The following is a 17,987-nucleotide window of genomic DNA, read 5'->3' as shown; positions in this document are numbered from 1 at the left end:
ACGGCTTGGTTAGTGTGGGGCAAGCGGGGCAACGATGCTCCCGCTGTCCGCCAGGCAAGGGGGACCATGAGCTGGCCGCCGACCGACGGCCCGGGCGATGCGCCGGGCGTTGGCCGGGCCACGCCCAGATCCCGGACCGGTCGGGTGCCGCAATGGGCCTTGGCCGAGTCCGGCAGCGGCCCGAATCCGGATGCCGGCACCGAGCAGCAGGATGCCTGGGTCAATCCGACCTCGCGGCCTGGCCCGGTTCCGTGGCAGCAGCCCGTCCGCCCGCTGGCTCCGGCGCTGCACCTGTCGACCGCGCGGCAGGAGGCGAAGCCGCGGGGCGGCCCGTCGCCGCTCGGCAAGCTGGTCCTGCTCGCTGCCGTTGCGGGACTTGTGGCATGGGCGTTCGTTTGGCTGGCCCAACCGAAGTTCGCGGCGGCGGTGCCACCCAGCGGTGCGGCTGAGAGTGTCCCGTTCGACGGCGGTTCCACGGCTGAGGGCTTGGGCCACGGCGGGTTTCCACCGTCGGGCGTAGATATAGCGGAGGCGCCGCTGGGCGTTCCTGCGCCGCTGTACGAGGAAAGCAATTCGTACCGCTTCCTTGCTTCGCCAACCGCGGCACAGGACTACATCGCCTACGATCCGTGCCGCCCTATCCGCTATGTGGTCCGCGCGGTGGGCTCCCCCGCGGGCAGCACGGAACTGGTGCACCAAGCGGTGCAGCGCGTCTCCGATGCCACCGGCCTGCAGTTCATTTATGAAGGAACCACCACTGAGCAGCCCACCGAGAAGCGCCCGTCCTACCAACCGGACCGCTACGGCGAGCGCTGGGCCCCGGTGTTGATTGCCTGGTCCGATCCCGACCATAGCCCCGCTCTGGCCGGCCCGACCATCGGCCTAGGCGGCAGCGGCTGGGCCTCGCGGGGCGGGGTTTCCGCATACGTTTCCGGCCAGATCGAACTGGACACTCCGCAATTCCGCCAGCTGCTCGGTGCGCCCGCGGGAAAGGATGCCGCCCGAGCCATCATCATGCACGAGCTGGGCCACCTGATCGGCCTGGACCACGTCGATGACCCCAACCAGCTGATGTATGCGCAGGCCTCGCACGACATCCTGGAATTTGCCGACGGCGATCTCTCGGGCCTTTCGTTGCTGGGCCAAGGCGAGTGCGTTCCCGAGTTATAGGAATTCCGAGCAGGAACCGCCGCCGGGCGGCGGGCCTCTGCCCCGGGCGTATCCACCGGGAAGAACGGCCCGTGCGTGCCACCGCCGCCGGAGCGGCGGCACGCTTCAGGACGGGTGCTAGCGGCGTCCGGCTTCGGCTTCGGCTCCGCGCAGGTCCGTGTTCGCCGGATGGTTGCCCTCGGTCTCGGCGGTGATCATCACGTTCCCCTCCGAAATTGCCTCTGGCATGACATCGGGTTCCAGCGTGGTGGCCAGCGGCTTTTCCACCACGAACAGGCAGAGCACGGTGGCGGCCAGCGCCAGCGGGACCATATAGAGGAACAGCGGCATCAGGGCTTCGTTGTAGGACGCGACGATGACGTCATGCACAGGTGCCGGCAGGTGCTCCACCATGTCCGGGGTCAGCGAGTTGCCGCCGCCGGTGGCTGCGACCGCTGCGCTCGGCAGCCGGTCGGTCAGGAGATCGACCAGGCGGTGGGCGAAGAGGCTGCCCACGACGGCCGAACCGAGCGTGGCGCCGATCTGGCGGAAGAAGTTGTTGGCCGCCGTCGCCGTTCCTACCTGCCGCAGCGGGAAGGAGTTCTGCACGATCAGCACCAGGATCTGCATGTTCAGACCCAAGCCGAGCCCGAGCAGGCCCAGATATACGCAGAGCACCCAGATACCGGTGTCAGCGTGCACAAAGCTCATCAGCAGCAGGGCAACCGCCACGATGGCGGAGCCGACCACCGGCATCCACTTGTAGCGGCCGGTTTTCGACACCAGGACGCCGGAGATCATTGACGAGGCCAGCAGCGCAGCCATCATCGGGATCATCAGCAGGCCGGCCGCGGTCGCTGATACCCCGGTTGCCATCTGGAAGTAAGTGGGCATGTAGCCGAGCGCGCCGAACATGGCCACGGAGACAAACAGGCCCGCAATGGTGGTCATGATGAAATTGCGGTCGCGGAACATGGACATGGGGATGATGGGCTCGGCGGTCTTCCGCTCCACCAGGACAAATCCGACGGCGGTCAGCACCGTTGCGGCGATCAGCCCGATGATCATCGGATCCGACCAGGCGTAGGTGCTGCCGCCCCAACTGCTCACCAAGACCAGTCCGGTAGTGGCCGCCGCCATCAGCAGCATGCCCCAGAAATCCAGCTTCGGGCGCACCGTGACCGGCCGCGACTTCAGGAAGAACAGCGCGCCAATCAGCGCCAAGGCGCCCACTGGCAGGTTGAACCAGAAAGCCCAGCGCCAGCCCGGCCCCTCGGTGAACCAGCCGCCCAGCAGCGGGCCCACCACGGAGGAAAACGCGAAGACACCACCCATGGCACCCATATACTTGCCGCGTTCCCGCGCCGGAACCACGTCCGCGATAATGGCCTGCGACAGGATCATCAACCCGCCACCGCCAAGGCCCTGCACCACGCGGGACACAATCAGCCAGCCCATGTCGGGCGCCAGGGCACCAATCACCGAACCGATCAAGAACACGATGATGGCGCCGACCAGCAGATACTTACGCCCGATCTGGTCACCCAACTTGCCGTAGATGGGCATCATGATGGTGGCGGCCAGAATGTAAGCGGTGATCACCCAGAGCATCAGGTTGGCACCGTTCAGTTCACCCACAATGGTGGGCAATGCGGTTGCCAGGATGGTCTGGTTCAGGGCGGCCAGCAACATGGCCATCATCAGCGCAACGAACACCAGCAGCAGGTTGCCATGGCTGTGGCCATGCTGACCCGGCTGGGACGATGCGGATGCCGCGGGGCGCTGTTGCGCCTGCAGGCTCTCTTTCTTCATTCGGATTCCTTCAGGACTGCACGCAGCAGGGCCAAGCTATGCTCGAGCGCCTCGGTCTGCGATTCCAGGGTGGGTTGGGACATGGTTTTTTGCATGGCAAAGCGGAGTGCCGTGCCGGCCGTCATCACGAGCAGGCGGGCGGTGTCTTCGGCGGTGTACTGCCCGCCAACAGGGTGCGCAGCCAGAATCCGCTCGGCGTCCGCGAGCCGGTCCGAACCGGCGAGCAGTTCGGAGACCGCCGTGGTGACCAGGTGCTCCACTTTGACCACGTACTGGACGCGGCGGTGCAGCAGGTGCGGGTACTTGTGCAGGATTTGGTGGCGGATCGCGTCGTCGCCGCCTTGGATGGACCGGGTCACCGCCAGCATCAGTTTGCCGACTTCATCCAGCAGGTTCGCGTGGACGTCGAATGCCTCCAGCATGGCATCGTCCAGCACCGGCTCCCGGAGGCCCAGCACTGCGTCTTCCTTGCACGGGAAGTAGTTGAAGAATGTGCGTGGGGAAACCCCCGCGGCGCCGGCGACCCCGTCAACCGTGACGCTTTCAATGCCGTCTTCCAGCGCAACTTCGGCCGCGGCCTCATGCAGCGCGGCCCAGCACTCAGCGCGCTTACGCTCGCGCAGGGAACTTAGTTGACTCACCGAACCAGTGTGCCAGCGTCCAAATACATTCACAAGTGCAAACTTGCACTCCTGCAAAAACTTAGACCAACATCACACCCGCCAACGCCAGTTACGGCATCAGTGATACCGCGAGCGGTTTTGCTGACCATCCAGTCGAATGTGCGGCCGGAGGAAAGGGCTGGTGGGCGCATCGCTGAACCCGAAGCGAGCCAGCTGGTCAGAAGGGATGGGTAGTTTCCATAAGCGCGACTCACCCACCGAGGAACGCGCGTGCTTCAGGAGGGATGGGTAGTTTCCATAAGCGCGCATCGCCGTGCGAGGAACGAGCGGGGAAGGTCAGGGCGGCAGGGTCCCTGCGTGGCGACGGAGTCGACACGAAAGGGCCCGCCCTGACCGCTAAGCGCGTTGGAAATTATCCATCCCCGCCAAACCGACTACCGCAACACCACAGTCCGGTTCCCGTGCAAAATCACTCGTCCCTCGCAGTGCCACTTGACCGCATTCGTCAACGCCTTGCACTCCGTATCGCGTCCGGCGGCCACCAGATCCTCGGGACCGAACGTATGGTCCACCTCCACCGTCTGCTGGGCGATGATCGGGCCCTCGTCGAGCTCGGCGTTGACGTAGTGCGCGGTGGCGCCAACGGTTTTGACGCCCTTTTCATAGGCCTGGTGGTAGGGCTTGGCGCCCTTGAAGCTCGGCAGGAATGAATGGTGGATGTTGATGGTACGCCCCGTCAGTTCCCGGCTGAGGTGGTCGCTGAGCACCTGCATGTAGCGGGCCAGCACTACCAGCTCCACATCGTGCGCCTCGATCAGCTCCAGCAGTTCGGCTTCGGCGGCAGGTTTCGTTTCCGGTGTGACCGGCACATGGTGGTAGGGAATGTTGTGCCACTCCACCAGCCCCTTGTGGTCCAGATGATTGGAGACGACGGCCACGATTTCCACCGGCAGCTCCCCCATCCGCGAGCGGAACAGCAGATCGTTCAGGCAGTGCCCAAACTTGGACACCATCACCAGCACCCGCCGCTTGCGGCCCTTCGGCTCCAGCTGCCAGGCCATCCCGTACTGCTCGGCGAGCGGCGCGAATGCTTCGCGCAACTGGTCGGTGGATGTTGCGGCGCCGCTCTGTCCGGCGAAGTCCGTGCGCATGAAGAAGTGCCCGGCCCGCCGGTCGTCGAACTGATTGAGCTCTTGGATAGTTTGTCCGTGCTCCACCAGGAAGCCGGAGACGGCATGCACCAGGCCCAGCCGCTCGGGGCAGTCAAGCGTCAGGATGTGCTCATTGTGGTTCGGCATGATGTTCCTGTTCTCGTTCAGCATTCGACGACGTTCACGGCCAGTCCGCCGCGGGACGTCTCCTTGTACTTGGCCTTCATGTCCGCCCCGGTATCGCGCATGGTTTTGATCGCCATGTCCAGCGATACCCGATGGTCGCCGTCGCCGGCCAGTGCCAGCCGCGCGGCATTGATGGCCTTCACGCTGGCGATGGCGTTACGTTCGATGCACGGAATCTGCACCAGCCCGCCCACCGGATCGCAAGTGAGGCCCAGGTTGTGCTCGATGCCTACTTCTGCGGCATTCTCCACCTGTTCGGGAGTCCCGCCCAGCACTGCACAGAGTGCACCCGCGGCCATCGAACAGGCCGAACCGACCTCGCCCTGGCAGCCGACCTCGGCCCCGGAAATCGAGGCGTTGGTCTTGAACAGGATGCCGATTGCGGCCGCGGTAAGCAGGAAGTCCACCACTGCGTCGTCGTCGGCGCCGGGCACGAACCGGGTGTAGTAGTGCAGGACGGCGGGCAGGATCCCGGCCGCGCCATTGGTGGGCGCGGTGACAATCCGGCCACCCGAGGCGTTCTCCTCGTTGACCGCCAGCGCGTACAGGTTCACCCATTCCATCGCCCACAGCGGGTCCGCGTCCGGCGTGCCCTCTGCGACGCGGGCTGCCTCGGCGGCACGCAGCCTCCGCCGCAGTCCCGGAGCGCGACGGCGGACCAGCAGCGAGCCGGGCAGCCTCTCTTCGGTGCGGGTGCAGCCGTTTTCGACGCATTCCTGCATCACGGCCCAGATCCGCAGCAGCGCGGCCCGAAGCTCGGGCTCGCTCCGCCAGCTGAGCTCGTTGGCCAGCATCACGCCGGCGATGGACATCCCGGCCTCGCGGCAGCGAGCCAGCAGCTCGGCGCCGCTGGTGAACGGATACGGGATTTGACCCTCCGCAGCACCAGGCACGGTGGCGCCGGCCGCTTCGGCGGAAGCGTCCGCGTCGGTCGCACCGGTGGCATCCGTCGCCTCGCTGGTGTCGGCCGCCTCGGCCGCTTGCTCGGCCTCCTCGGCCGGCACCACGAACCCGCCGCCCACCGAATAATAGGAGGATTCACGCAGCGGCGAGCCATCGGCGTCGTACGCGGTGAAGGTCATCCCATTCGGATGGGCCGGCAGCGAGCGGCGGCGGTGCAGCACCACGTCCGTGTCTCGGTCGAACTCCACCGGCTGCGTGCCGGCCAACTGGAGCTTCCGGCCGGCGGCGGCTTCTTCCACCTGGGCATTCGCAGCGTCCGGGTCCACGGATTCCGGGTCCTCGCCTTGCAGGCCCAAGACCACCGCTTTATCCGACCCATGGCCGATGCCGGTGGCACCGAGCGAGCCGAACAGCTCCGCCTTGACCCGGGCCACCGACTCCAGCAGCCCGTCGTCGGCCAGCGACTCGGCGAACTGCCGGGCGGCCCGCATCGGACCCACGGTGTGCGACGACGACGGTCCGATGCCGATCGAGAACAGGTCCAGCGCGCTCAGTGCCATCTCAATCAACCTCTGGCGCAGCGAACTCCGTCATCGCGTCCAGCAGCCAGCGGGCGGTGAAGTCGGCGAACGATGCCCGCGGCATGATCCGGTAGACCGGGCCGTCGTGGCGCTCGGCGGTCTGCCAGAGCAGCACCGGCACCGTGGCCAGCTGCGTGCTGACCGCCGTGCCGGGACCGAAGGCCCGGGGATGCAGGTCCGCATGGCAGCCCTTTTCCAGCACCCGTCGAGCCGACGGGCCGGACAGCTCCAGCGTGGTGCGGTTGGCCGAGAGGTCGACGACGGCGCCCGGCTCACCGCCGAGCGCGGCAGCCAGGTCCGTGGCCAGTGCCGAGCGGTCCGGCGCGACCAGCAGGTACTCGTCCGGCCCCAGCCAGAGCACCGCCGTGCCGTCCGGATCTCCGGTGACTTGGCCGACCTTGCCGGGCAACGGCGCTCCTGCGGCCGCTTCCAGGGCGGCGGCCGCAGCCGAGCCCGGCTCAGCGCGGAGGCCGACCATGGTCAGGAACGGCACTTCGCGCAGCGCCACGCCGCGCTCCCCCGCCACTTCGCCGCCACGGATGGCTTCGGCCAGGTGGGCCAGCGGGCTGCGCCGCAGGTGGACCGGCTCGCCGGTCCGTGTCGACTTGTGTTCGGACTGTTCCATCAGTTGCTCAGCCATCTCGGCGGCTTCCTTCCGGGTCGAAGAGTACGGTGTCTGCAACGGTGACCTCCACCAGCTTGCCGTCCAGCGGGGCCAGCAGGGTTTCGCCGATGCGGTCGCGGCCGTTCTTGATCAGGGCCAGGCCGAAGGTGCGGCCCAGTGCCGCGCTGCGGTAGCTGGAGGTTACGTGGCCCTCCATCGGTACCGGAGCCTCGGCCGGGGCGATCCGGGTGCCCTGCTTGACCAGCTGGGCCCCTTCAGGCAGCAGCACGTCTTGGTCTACCGGGAGCACGCCGACCAGTTGTTTGCGGTCGGTGCGCACGTTGTCGGCCCGGGTGTAGGAACGGTTGCCCACAAAGTCCTTGGCCTTGGAGACGATCCATTCCATCCCGGCGTCCTGCGGGGTCACCGTGCCGTCGGTGTCCTGACCCACGATGATGAAGCCCTTTTCGGCCCGCAGCACGTGCATGGTTTCGGTTCCGTAGGGGGTGATGCCGAACTCGTCGCCGGCCTCGGCCACCGCTTCCCACACCGCCCGGCCGTACCAGGCGTCCACGTTGATTTCGAAGGCCAGTTCACCGGAGAAGGAGATCCGGCAGATCCGCGCGGGGATGCCGCTGGCCAGCGTGACGTCGCGGAAGTCCATGAACGCGAAGGCCTCGTTGGAGACATCCAGTTCCGGCGCCAGCTTGGCCACTACCGCCCGCGACTTCGGCCCGACCACGGCCACCGTGGCGAACTGTTCGGTGACCGAGGTGCAGACCACGTCCAGTTCCGGCCACTCGGTCTGCAGCCATTCTTCGAACCAGTCCAGAACCTTGGCCGCCCCGCCGGTGGTGGTGGTCAGCAGGAACCGGTCTTCGGCCAGGCGCATCACGGTGCCGTCGTCGAAGATCATGCCGTCTGGCGTGCACATCACGCCGTAGCGGCATTTGCCTACCTTCAGCTTGGTGTAGCCGTTGGTGTAGATCCGGTTCAGGAATTCGGCTGCGTCCTTGCCACGGACCTCGATCTTGCCCAGCGTGGTGGCGTCCATGAAGCCCACCGAGGAGCGCACGGCGGCGCATTCGCGCAGCACGGCGGTCTCCATGTCCTCGCCGGCCTTCGGAAAGAACCAGGGCCGCTTCCACTGGCCTACGTCTTCGAACTCGGCCCCGCTGGCCAGATGCCACTCGTGCATCGGGGTCAGCCGCGCGGGGTCGAACAGTTCGCCGCGCTTGCGGCCGGCGAGCGCAGCGAAGGCCACCGGGGTGTAGGGCGCGCGGTAGGTGGTGGTGCCGATCGAGCCGATGTCTCCGCTCTTCAGCGCATGCCCGATCACGCCGATCACGTTCACGCCCGAGGTCTTGCCCTGTTCGTCGCCGGTGGAGATGGAGGTGTAGCGCTTGACGTGCTCCACGCTGCGCATGCCGGCGCCGGTGGCCCGCAGCACGTCGGCCACGGTCTGATCCCGGTGTAGGTCCACGAAATGGCTGTGCCAGTCCGGTTCGGCACCATCCTGATCCACAGCGGGCACCAGCCACAGCTGGCGGAATTCGCCCGCTGCCGCCTTCCGGTCTTCCGCGGAAGGAACGACGGCGGCGCCCGGCTCCGTGTGATGCCTCGCCTGCGTCCCGGCTGCCGGGAAGCCGGCGGCCTGTGCTGCCGCACGGCCGGCGGCCGAACCTTCCAGTACGCAGTGTGCGGTATCGAAAGTGCCGTTCAGCGCACCGGCCACCTGCTGGCCCGCCACCGGAGCGACCGGGACAAACGCGGCAAGGTTTTCGTCCCAACGGGACTTGCCCTGGCGCTGGCTGTGCAGGTGGATGGTCGGAGTCCAGCCGCCGGAAACAGCCAGAAGATCGCACTCGATCCGGCGGGTAGCACCGACCGGGGCACCGCCGTCGTCAATCGAGCTGACCGTGACGGCAGAGATCCGGCCGCCGTCACCGGCGCCCTCCGTGTCCACCACGGCGGAACCGGCGATGACCTCGACGCCGGCTTCGCGGGCCGCCGCTGCCTTGGCGGACAGCCCGGCGCGGGCGTCCACCACCGCGGCGACCGCAAGGCCCGCGGCCCGCAGGTCCTCCACCGCGTCATACACGCTGTCGTTGGTGGTGAAGAAGACCGGCGCGCGGCCCGGGGCCACGGCGAAGCGGTTGACGTAGCTGCGCACAGCGCCGGCCAGCATGATGCCGGGCCGGTCGTTGTTGGCGAAGGTGACCGGCCGCTCCAGTGCACCCGGTGCGAGCACAATCTGCTGCGCCCGGATGTGCCAGAGCCGGCTGCGCGAGACACCTTCCGGAGCGTCGCTCAGGTGGTCGGTGCGGCGCTGGCTGGCCAGCAGGTAGTTGGAGTCGTAGCTGCCGAAGGCCACGGTGCGGCGCAGCAGCGTGCACTCTTCGGCAGCCTCGAGTTCGGCCAGCACCTCAGCGGTCCACTCGGCGGCAGGCTTGCCCTCGATCAGCTGGCCTGATGCCGACAGCAGTGAGCCGCCGAATTCGGTGTCCTGCTCGATCAGGATCACCCGGCCGCCGCCGCGCACGGCCTCGCGGGCTGCCGCCAGGCCGGCCGGACCGGAGCCCACGATCACCACGTCGGCGTGCACGTACTTCTTGTCGTAGCGGGCGGTGTCGTCGCGCGGATCCAGCGTGCCCAGCCCGGACAGGTAGCGGGCCTGCAGTCCGTCCCGCAGTTCCACGGTGGTGGCGGTGAGCATGGACTCGTCCACCGGGTTGGCCGGTCCGGAGGCGTAGACATGGATCAGCGCGTTGGCCTCTTCCACGCCAGCGCTCATGATGCCGCGCGGACGGTCCAGGTACATGGAGTTCCCGCACCGGATTACACCGTTGGCCAGCAGCGCGCTGGCCACGGTGTCGCCGCGGTAGCCGGTGTAGGCAGTGCCGTCCACCGTGAAGCTCAGTTCGGCGCTGCGGTCCACGCGGCCGCCGTCGGCCAGGCGATGGGTCTGGGTGCTGCTCACTTCGCGGCTCCTTCCGATGCGGTTGACGGTGCGGTTGCGGTTGCCGGTGCGGTTGCGTTTGCAGGGGCGGCCGCTGCCGGGTTGGCGAGCGCGGCCAGGTCAGGCTGCGGTTCGCCGGCCTTGTAGACGGCCTTGATCTCGTAGCTGACGGTGTCCCGGACGGCGTTGAACCAGCGCCGGCAGCCGCCGGAGTGGGACCACCGCTCGGCGAAGAGGCCCTTCCGGTTCTCCCGGTAGAACAGGTACTGGGCCCATTCCCGGTCGCTCAGCGCGTGCGGGTCGGCGGGGTAGGCCACGTGTGCCTGGCCGCCATAGTGGTATTCGGTTTCGTCGCGTGGCCCGCAGTAGGGGCATTCGATCAGGATCATCGAGGAAGTCCTTCCTAGTGGGCCACGGCAGCGGCGCCGTGCTCGTCGATCAGGTGGCCGGTTTCGAAGCGTTCCAGTGCGAACGGTGCGTTCAGCGGATGTGCTTCTCCGGTGGCGATGGTGTGGGCGAAGGTGTAGCCGGCGCCCGGGGTTCCCTTGAAGCCGCCGGTGCCCCAGCCGCAGTTGACGAACATGCCGTCCACCGGTGTCGGGCCGATGATCGGCGAGGCATCCAGGGTGGTGTCCACGATGCCGCCCCAGGTGCGCAGCAGGTGTGCGCGGGCAAAGATCGGGAACAGTTCGACGGCGGCGGCCATCTGCTCCTCGATGACGTGGAACGCGCCGCGCTGGCCGTACCCGTTGTAGCTGTCGATGCCCGCGCCCATCACCAGTTCGCCCTTGTGGGCCTGCGAGACGTAGACGTGGACATGGTTGGACATCACCACGGTGGGGTGCACCGGTTCGAACAGCTCGGAGACCAGGGCCTGCAGCGGGTGTGACTGGATCGGCAGCCGGAAACCGGCCAGTTCCGCCAGCACCGAGCTGTGCCCGGCGGCGGCCAGTCCCACCTTGTCGGTCAGGATGCGGCCGCGCGTGGTTTCGACGCCCGTCACGCGGTCGCCGTCCTTCAGGAAGCCGGTGACCTCGCAGTTCTGGATGATGTCCACGCCCATCTCGTCGCACTTACGGGCGAAGGCCCAGGCCACATGGTCGTGCTTGGCGATGCCGGCGCGGGGCTGGTAGGTGGCGCCCATCACCGGGTAGCGGATGTTGTCGCCGATGTTGACGATCGGGCAGACCTCTTTGACCTGCTCGGGGGTCAGCCATTCGGCGTCCACGCCGTTGAGCTTGTTGGCCTCCACCCGGCGGACGGATTCGCGGACATCGCCCAGCGTGTGCGCCAGGTTGAGCACTCCGCGCTGGCTGAACAGGAAGTCGTACTCGAGTTCTTCCGGCAACTGCTCCCAGAGCTTCAGCGAATGCTCGTAGATGGCGGCCGACTCATCCCACAGATAGTTGGAGCGGATGATCGTGGTGTTGCGGGCCATGTTGCCGCCGGCCAGCCAGCCGCGTTCCAGGATGGCGATGTTGGTCATGCCGTGGTTCTTGGCCAGGAAGTAGGCGGTGGCCAGGCCGTGGCCACCACCGCCAACAATGACGGCGTCGTAGGAGGATTTCGGCTCCGGATTCCGCCACAGGAATTCCGGATGCTCGGGCAGCAGATCGGCCATTATGCGGCTCCGTTCGGCTCGGCGTTGAGGGTGGGGTACAGCGGGAATTTTTCCGCCAGCACGGTGACGCGGCTGCGCAGGTCAGCCAGCAGGTCCGCGCTGGGTTCGCGGCTCAGCGCGGTGGCGATGATGTCGGCCACCTCGGTGAATTCGGCGGCACCGAAGCCGCGGGTGGCCAGTGCCGGGGTGCCAATCCGGAGGCCCGACGAAACCATCGGCGGGCGCGGGTCGAAGGGCACGGCGTTGCGGTTTACCGTGATGCCGATGGAGTGCAGCCGGTCCTCGGCCTGCTGGCCGTCCAGTTCCGAGTGCCGCAGGTCCACCAGAACCAGGTGGACGTCGGTGCCGCCACTGACCAGGCTGATACCGGCGGCGGCGACGTCGTCGTCCAGCAGACGCTGGGCCAGCAGTTGCGATCCCTCCAGCGTGCGGCGCTGCCGGTCGGCGAACTCGTCGGAGGCGGCGAACTTGAAGGCCACGGCCTTGGCCGCCACAACGTGCTCCAGCGGGCCGCCCTGCTGGCCGGGGAACACCGCCGAATTGATCTTCTTGGCCAGTTCCTGCTTCGAGAGGATGACTCCCCCGCGCGGGCCGCCCAGCGTCTTGTGCGTGGTGGTGGTGACGACGTCGGCGTAGGGCACCGGGTTCGAGTGCAGTCCGGCGGCGACGAGTCCGGCGAAGTGCGCCATGTCCACCATCAGGTAGGCGCCGACCTTGTCCGCGATGCGGCGGAAGGCGGCGAAATCCAGCTGCCGGGTGTAGGCGGACCAGCCGGCCACGATCAGCTTCGGTTCGTGCTCGACGGCGAGCCGCTCCACCTCCGCCATGTCGATCTGGTGGTCGGCCTCGGACACTCCGTAGGAGACCACGTTGTAGAGCTTGCCGGAAAAGTTGATCTTCATCCCGTGGGTCAGGTGGCCGCCGTGCGCCAGGTCCAGGCCCAGGATGGTGTCGCCGGGGGTCAGCAAGGCGAACATCGCCGCCGCGTTGGCCTGGGCACCGGAATGCGGCTGGACGTTGGCCGCCTCGGCGCCGAAGAGTTCCTTCACCCGGTCGATGGCCAACTGCTCGATGACGTCAACGTGCTCGCAGCCGCCGTAGTAGCGACGTCCCGGGTAGCCCTCGGCGTACTTGTTGGTCAGCACCGATCCTTGGGCTTCCATCACTGCCTGGGGCGCGAAGTTCTCCGACGCGATCATTTCCAGGGTGGACTGCTGGCGCTCCAGCTCGCGGCCAATGGCTGCGGCGACCTCGGGGTCCGCGGCTGCCAAGGTGGCGGAAAGGGTGTTCACCATCCGATAACTCCTTTGAAGAAACTGAACAATCACTACTAATGTGTGACTGATATATCAGAACTGGTTGCAATAGTATGATGGGGATCACACAGCGTCAAGACCTTTGCTTCACCCCGTCAGAATCCGCAGTGGCTGCACCGCAACCGCCAACCAACCCAGCAAGGAGAACCATGAGCATCACCGCCGAAACCGATGCCGGCACAGAGTCCCTGTCGTTGGCGGAACAGGCCTACCGGGCCCTGCGGGACAAGCTGATCATGCTGGACATCCGTCCCGGCGCTCCGATCAACGACGGGCAGTTGGCGGCACAGCTCGGCTTCGGCCGCACTCCGGTGCGTGAAGCCCTGAAGAAACTGGAGATCGACCACCTGGTCATCTCCTATCCGCGCCGCGGCACCTTCGCCACGATCGTGGACATCACCGAACTGGCGGCGGTGTCCGAACTGCGCCGCGTTTTGGAACCCCTCGCCGCCCGCAAGGCCGCGGAGTCTGCCGGCGAAGAAATGCGCGCGGAACTCTCGCAGCTGGCCCGGGATATCGAGAAGCTCGGCGACGACCGGCCGGGGAAGCACGACTTGATGCGCTACGACCTCAGCGTGCACCGGGCCATCTACCGCGCCGCCGGCAACCCGCACCTGGAAGACACGCTGATCCGACTGGACAACCTGGCCACGCGGATCTGGTGCCTGGTGCTGGACAAGGTACCCTCCGTCACCGGGCACATCACCGAGCACGTGCAACTGCTGGACTCAATCGTCGACGGTGATGCAGGCCGCGCTGCCGGGCTCGCCTTGGAACACATCACCAGCTTTGAAAAGACTATCCGCACCGTCTTGTAGGCGACCGCACGCCCTTGGCCGTGCTGAAACATTCTTATTGACTGTGACGGCTATCACTGTATGCTTTGCTGCAACTGTGTTGCCGTCAGTGCAACAGGACCGTCGGCACAGTGCACCTCACCCGCTAGAACCTGTTAGAGCCCATCTCAGCCGACCACCCTGGGTCGCACACTGAAAGAGACGCTGGCATGTCCGTTCATGAGCAAGAGAAATCCAATAGCGCCACTCCTCCTCGCACAACCGGTGAAGACAGCGAAGTCGTCACCTCCGACCGAGCCGAGGCCAACACCCCCGACGGAAACCAACAACATAAGACGCGCAAGGTCGAACTCCCCCGCTTCCGAGGGCGGCTGATCCCACCGCTGGACCGGGCGATCATCAAAATCCTGCCGCCCGTGCTGATCCTCGCCCTGATTATCGCTGTCACGGTGAATCCGAGTGGGGCGGCCGAGGTGATCAACCAGCTTCGAACCTTTGTCACTTCCGGATTCACCTGGCTCTTCATCCTTTATTCACTCATCGCCGTGGCTGTCTGTGTATGGCTATCCGTCAGCCGCGTCGGCAAGATCCGGCTCGGCGGCCCGAAGGCCAAGCCGGAGCACAGCAATTTCGCGTGGTACTCCATGCTCTTTGCCTGCGGCCAGGGCATCGGGCTCATCTTCTGGTCTGTGGCCCAGCCGATCATGATGCGCGAAGAAAGCCCTGTTGTTCCTGCCGCGGGCGGCGAAGGCGGCATGGTCTGGACGTACTTCCACTGGGGGCTCACCGCCTGGGCCATGTATTGCGTCGTCGCCGTCTGCCTCGCTTACTCGCATCACAACCTTGGCAAGACGCTGACCTTCCGTGAGGCGACGGTGGACATTCTGCCCAAGAAGGCGCAGCGCAGCGCCGGGGTAGTCGTTGAGCTGCTCGCCATCATGGCCACCGTGCTCGGCTTGGCAACCTCTTTCGGGTTCGCAGCCCTTCAGTTCACCTCGGGGCTGGCGTCCTTCACGGGGCTGACCTCCGGACCGGGTCTGTGGATCGCCGTCATCGTCGCGCTGGGCGGCCTGACCGCGGTCTCGGCTTTCCTCGGCGTCAACAAGGGCATGAAACGCATCAGCGAAACCAACTCCATCCTGAGCATTGTGCTGATGGTCGGCGTCTTCGTCTTCGGCCCCACCGTGTTCATCATCTCGAACATGTCCCAGACCTTCGGTTCGTTCTTCTACAACTTCCTGCCGATGAGCTTCTGGACTGATGCGCCGACTTCGGCCGCCCCCTTGGACTCTTGGCAGGACAGCTGGAACGGTTGGTGGACGGTCTTTATCTGGTGCTGGGTCATCGCCTTCTCGCCGTTCGTCGCGGGATTCATCGCCCGTATTTCCCGGGGCCGCACGATTCGCGAATTTGTCATCGGCGTCACCGTCATCCCCTCACTCATCGTGATGGTCTGGGTCGGCATTCTCGGCTCGGCGGCGATCCACTATGACAACGAGTCCGAAGGCTCCATTTCGGCCGACGTCGCCGCGGACACCTCCAGTGGCTTGTTCTCCATGCTCAACGGGGTGCCTTTCATCGGCGGCCTTCTCCTGGTGGTCGCCACCATTCTGGTAGCGACCTACTACATCACCAGCCTCGATTCCGGAGCCTATGCTCTGGCGGAGTTCGTTTCGGCACCGAAAAAGTCAGGACCCTGGTTCCGGGTGGTTTTGGTCGCCAGCATCGCCTCGGTGGCGCTGATCTTGCTGTCCCTTGGTGGCACCGCCGTCGTCGACACAGTCCAAACCGGCACGATCATCGGCGGCTTCCCCTTCGCCTTCGTCATCCTCCTCATGATCGCCAACCTCATCCGGCGGCTGAGACTTCGGAATAAAGAAGTGAAACGCCTGGAGAAAGACATTAACGACCCGAACCATCGCGTCGAAGACGACTTCGTCGACGCGGATGGCCTACCCACGCGGCAGATCGACTAGCACCGCCGACGTTCATGACGAGGCGCGGCCCCCAAGGCCGCGCCTCGTTCGCACACACCCCTAGGGAGGCTTGAAATGAACTCTCAGCCACGGGCGGCCATAAATCCGCCCAGCGTCCACTTGTCCGAAATCGACGCTCACACCTTTGCGGCATGGCTCGATGCCGGCACCAATGGCGTAGTCCTTGTCCCCGTCGGAGCGATGGAGCAGCATGGACCCCATGTGCCTTTGGGCACGGACGCGCTCCTGTCGACGTCTATCGCTGCCGCCGTTGCGGAAACAACCGGCGCACTGGTCGCACAACCCGTCACGTACGGCTACAAGTCACAGCAAAAGTCCGGGGGCGGAAACCATCTGCCTGGCACCACAAGCCTTGACGCCGCCACGCTGATCGGTCTGACCCGATGCCTAACCACCTCGCTCTTCACGCAAGGGGCACGCCACGTCGTCTTCATTAACGGCCACTTCGAGAACTATCAGTTCCTGTACGAAGGGATCGATCTCGCATTGAACGACCTGGGCATCAGTTCCGGGGATGACCGAAGCGTTCTCCTGTTGTCCTACTGGGACTATGTTGCGAGCGAAACATTGGAAACGGTCTACCCGGAGGGATTTCCGGGCTGGGAGATCGAGCACGGCGGGGTGTTGGAAACCTCGCTGATGCTCCACTTGCAACCGGGGTTGGTGGATATGGACCGAAGCGTAGACCATCCACCCGCCGCCCTGCCGAAGTTCGACCGCCTACCGGTGGTCCCGTCGCGGACCCCCGCAACCGGGTGCCTGTCCTCCCCCGCCGGCTCCGACGCAGACAAAGGCAAGCTCCTCTTCGACCAGGTCGTGGACACACTCGCCCAGGACATCGCCCGAGAGCTCAGGCTGAAGCGTTAAACGGCAGCCCGCGCCTTGACCGGCCCTTGACGTGGGCCGCGTCACACGAGATAGTGAATGCAACAGCGTTGCACTCACTGCAACATTGCTTTTCCGGTCCTCCGTCATCGCGAGCCAGTGCAGCCCGTACGGAGGGCCCAGTTTCTTCCAGGCCTTGCCCCGTCCCAGAAGGAGACATTATGTCCATCGCAGCTTCCACCCCGAACTCAGTGTCCGAACTCGAGCGTCTGAAGGTCCTGCACAACGGAGAAAAGCAGCAATTGACCTTCTCCGATGCAGAGTTCGAACGCCGCCTGACCGGGCTGCGCGCCATCATGGCCGCCAAGGAGCTCGACGCCGTCATCCTGACCAGCTACCACGGCATCAAGTACTACTCGGACTTCCTGTACACCACGTTCGGCCGCAACTATGCCCTGGTTGTCACCGCGGACGACTCGGTCACCGTCACCGCGAACATCGACGCCGGCATGCCCTGGCGCACCAGCTACGGCGAGAACATCGTCTACACCGACTGGCGTCGGGATAACTTCTACTTCGGCCTGCAGGAAGCCCTGCGCCAACGCGGCGTCAGCGCCCGCCGCCTCGGCGTGGAAGACGACGCGCTGCCGCTGATGACCCGCCAGCGCATCCAGGCCGCCTTCGAGGGCGCCGAACTGCTAGACGTCTCCCAAGACGCCATGCGCCAGCGGATGATCAAGTCGGCCGAGGAGATCGAGGTGATCAAGCACGGCGCCCGGATCGGCGACCTGGGCGGCGAAGCCATCAAGGCGGCCATCCGCGAAGGTATCAGCGAGTACGAAGTGGCGCTGATCGGCACCGAAGCCATGGTGCATGAGATCGCCCGTACCTTCCCGCACCGCGAGGTCCGCGACACCTGGGTCTGGTTCCAGTCCGGCATCAACACCGACGGAGCGCACAATTGGGCCACCACCCGCAAACTGCAGCGCGGGGACATCCTGTCCCTGAACTGCTTCCCGATGACCTCCGGCTACTACACCGCGCTGGAACGGACCCTGTTCCTGGGCGAGCCGGATGAGCGCTCCCTCGAACTGTGGAACGTGAACGTGGAGGTGCACCGCCGGGGGCTGGAACTGATCAAGCCCGGCGCGGTCTGCAAGGACATCGCCGCGGAGTTGAACGAAATCTACATCGGCCACGGGCTGCTGCCGAACCGCACCTTCGGGTACGGCCACTCTTTCGGCGTCCTGTCGCACTACTACGGACGGGAAGCCGGCCTGGAGCTGCGCGAGGACATCGATACCGTGCTGGAACCGGGCATGGTCGTCTCCATGGAACCGATGATCACCGTTGCCGACGGCGAACCCGGCGCCGGCGGCTACCGCGAACACGACATCCTCGTCATCGGCGAAAACACCGTCGAAAACATCACCAAATTCGGCTTCGGCCCGGAACACAACATC

The 17,987-nt window shown here is 65.9% G+C and carries 14 protein-coding genes; 5 read left to right on the top strand and 9 right to left on the bottom strand.

Going from position 1 to position 17,987, the window contains the following annotated elements; all coding sequences use genetic code 11:
- Nucleotides 1-66 precede the first annotated feature (66 nt).
- On the top strand, nt 67-1,170 hold the full coding sequence (locus E4J89_RS14730; protein WP_136786906.1) for a matrixin family metalloprotease: 1,104 nt from the start codon (nt 67-69) through the stop codon (nt 1,168-1,170).
- Between the two features lie 117 nt (nt 1,171-1,287).
- Here E4J89_RS14730 and E4J89_RS14725 read toward each other — a convergent pair whose 3' ends face one another.
- The 9 genes from E4J89_RS14725 to glyA all read right to left on the bottom strand — a co-directional run bounded on the left by E4J89_RS14725 (nt 1,288) and on the right by glyA (nt 12,884).
- Nucleotides 1,288-2,961, bottom strand: coding sequence for an MDR family MFS transporter (locus E4J89_RS14725; RefSeq protein WP_136786905.1), 1,674 nt, complete (start codon nt 2,959-2,961; stop codon nt 1,288-1,290).
- Nucleotides 2,958-3,602, bottom strand: coding sequence for a TetR family transcriptional regulator (locus E4J89_RS14720; protein ID WP_240691909.1), 645 nt, complete (start codon nt 3,600-3,602; stop codon nt 2,958-2,960). Before E4J89_RS14720 ends, E4J89_RS14725 begins: the two co-directional genes overlap by 4 nt.
- Before the next feature lie 416 nt (nt 3,603-4,018).
- A complete protein-coding gene (purU, locus tag E4J89_RS14715) occupies nt 4,019-4,882 on the bottom strand; it encodes a formyltetrahydrofolate deformylase (protein ID WP_240691908.1) in 864 nt (287 codons plus the stop codon).
- A 17-nt stretch (nt 4,883-4,899) separates the two neighbouring features.
- Nucleotides 4,900-6,384 (bottom strand): L-serine ammonia-lyase, encoded by a 1,485-nt coding sequence (locus E4J89_RS14710; RefSeq protein WP_136786902.1) that lies wholly within the window; start codon nt 6,382-6,384, stop codon nt 4,900-4,902.
- A 1-nt stretch (nt 6,385) separates the two neighbouring features.
- The gene (gene soxG, locus E4J89_RS14705; protein ID WP_136786925.1) at nt 6,386-7,030 is read right to left on the bottom strand and encodes a sarcosine oxidase subunit gamma family protein; all 645 of its coding nucleotides are present in this window, start codon (nt 7,028-7,030) and stop codon (nt 6,386-6,388) included.
- A 7-nt stretch (nt 7,031-7,037) separates the two neighbouring features.
- On the bottom strand, nt 7,038-9,989 hold the full coding sequence (locus E4J89_RS14700; protein WP_136786901.1) for a sarcosine oxidase subunit alpha family protein: 2,952 nt from the start codon (nt 9,987-9,989) through the stop codon (nt 7,038-7,040).
- Nucleotides 9,986-10,357 carry a sarcosine oxidase subunit delta gene (locus E4J89_RS14695; RefSeq protein WP_136786900.1) on the bottom strand — a complete coding sequence of 124 codons (372 nt, stop codon included), beginning with the start codon at nt 10,355-10,357 and terminating at the stop codon, nt 9,986-9,988. Before E4J89_RS14695 ends, E4J89_RS14700 begins: the two co-directional genes overlap by 4 nt.
- A gap of 14 nt (nt 10,358-10,371) precedes the next feature.
- Nucleotides 10,372-11,589 (bottom strand): sarcosine oxidase subunit beta family protein, encoded by a 1,218-nt coding sequence (locus E4J89_RS14690; protein WP_136786899.1) that lies wholly within the window; start codon nt 11,587-11,589, stop codon nt 10,372-10,374.
- Complete coding sequence (gene glyA / locus E4J89_RS14685; RefSeq protein ID WP_136786898.1) at nt 11,589-12,884, bottom strand: serine hydroxymethyltransferase; 1,296 nt, start codon at nt 12,882-12,884, stop codon at nt 11,589-11,591. The genes E4J89_RS14690 and glyA overlap by 1 nt, the downstream gene beginning before the upstream one ends.
- 170 nt (nt 12,885-13,054) lie before the next feature.
- Here glyA and E4J89_RS14680 point away from each other — a divergent pair, with 170 nt between their 5' ends.
- The 4 genes from E4J89_RS14680 to E4J89_RS14665 all read left to right on the top strand — a co-directional run.
- Entirely contained in the window at nt 13,055-13,723 is a 669-nt protein-coding gene (locus E4J89_RS14680) for a GntR family transcriptional regulator (protein WP_136786897.1), read from the top strand.
- A 188-nt stretch (nt 13,724-13,911) separates the two neighbouring features.
- Nucleotides 13,912-15,678 carry a BCCT family transporter gene (locus E4J89_RS14675; RefSeq protein WP_136786896.1) on the top strand — a complete coding sequence of 589 codons (1,767 nt, stop codon included), beginning with the start codon at nt 13,912-13,914 and terminating at the stop codon, nt 15,676-15,678.
- A 75-nt stretch (nt 15,679-15,753) separates the two neighbouring features.
- Nucleotides 15,754-16,566: a creatininase gene (locus E4J89_RS14670; RefSeq protein WP_136786895.1), complete on the top strand. Its 813-nt coding sequence runs from the start codon at nt 15,754-15,756 to the stop codon at nt 16,564-16,566.
- A gap of 179 nt (nt 16,567-16,745) precedes the next feature.
- Nucleotides 16,746-17,987: M24 family metallopeptidase (locus E4J89_RS14665; protein WP_136786924.1), on the top strand; the 1,242-nt coding region annotated here is incomplete at its 3' end.

The organism is Arthrobacter sp. CAU 1506 (assembly GCF_005047635.1).
GTDB lineage: Bacteria > Actinomycetota > Actinomycetes > Actinomycetales > Micrococcaceae > Crystallibacter.
This window is presented reverse-complemented; position numbering and strand designations above follow the sequence as displayed.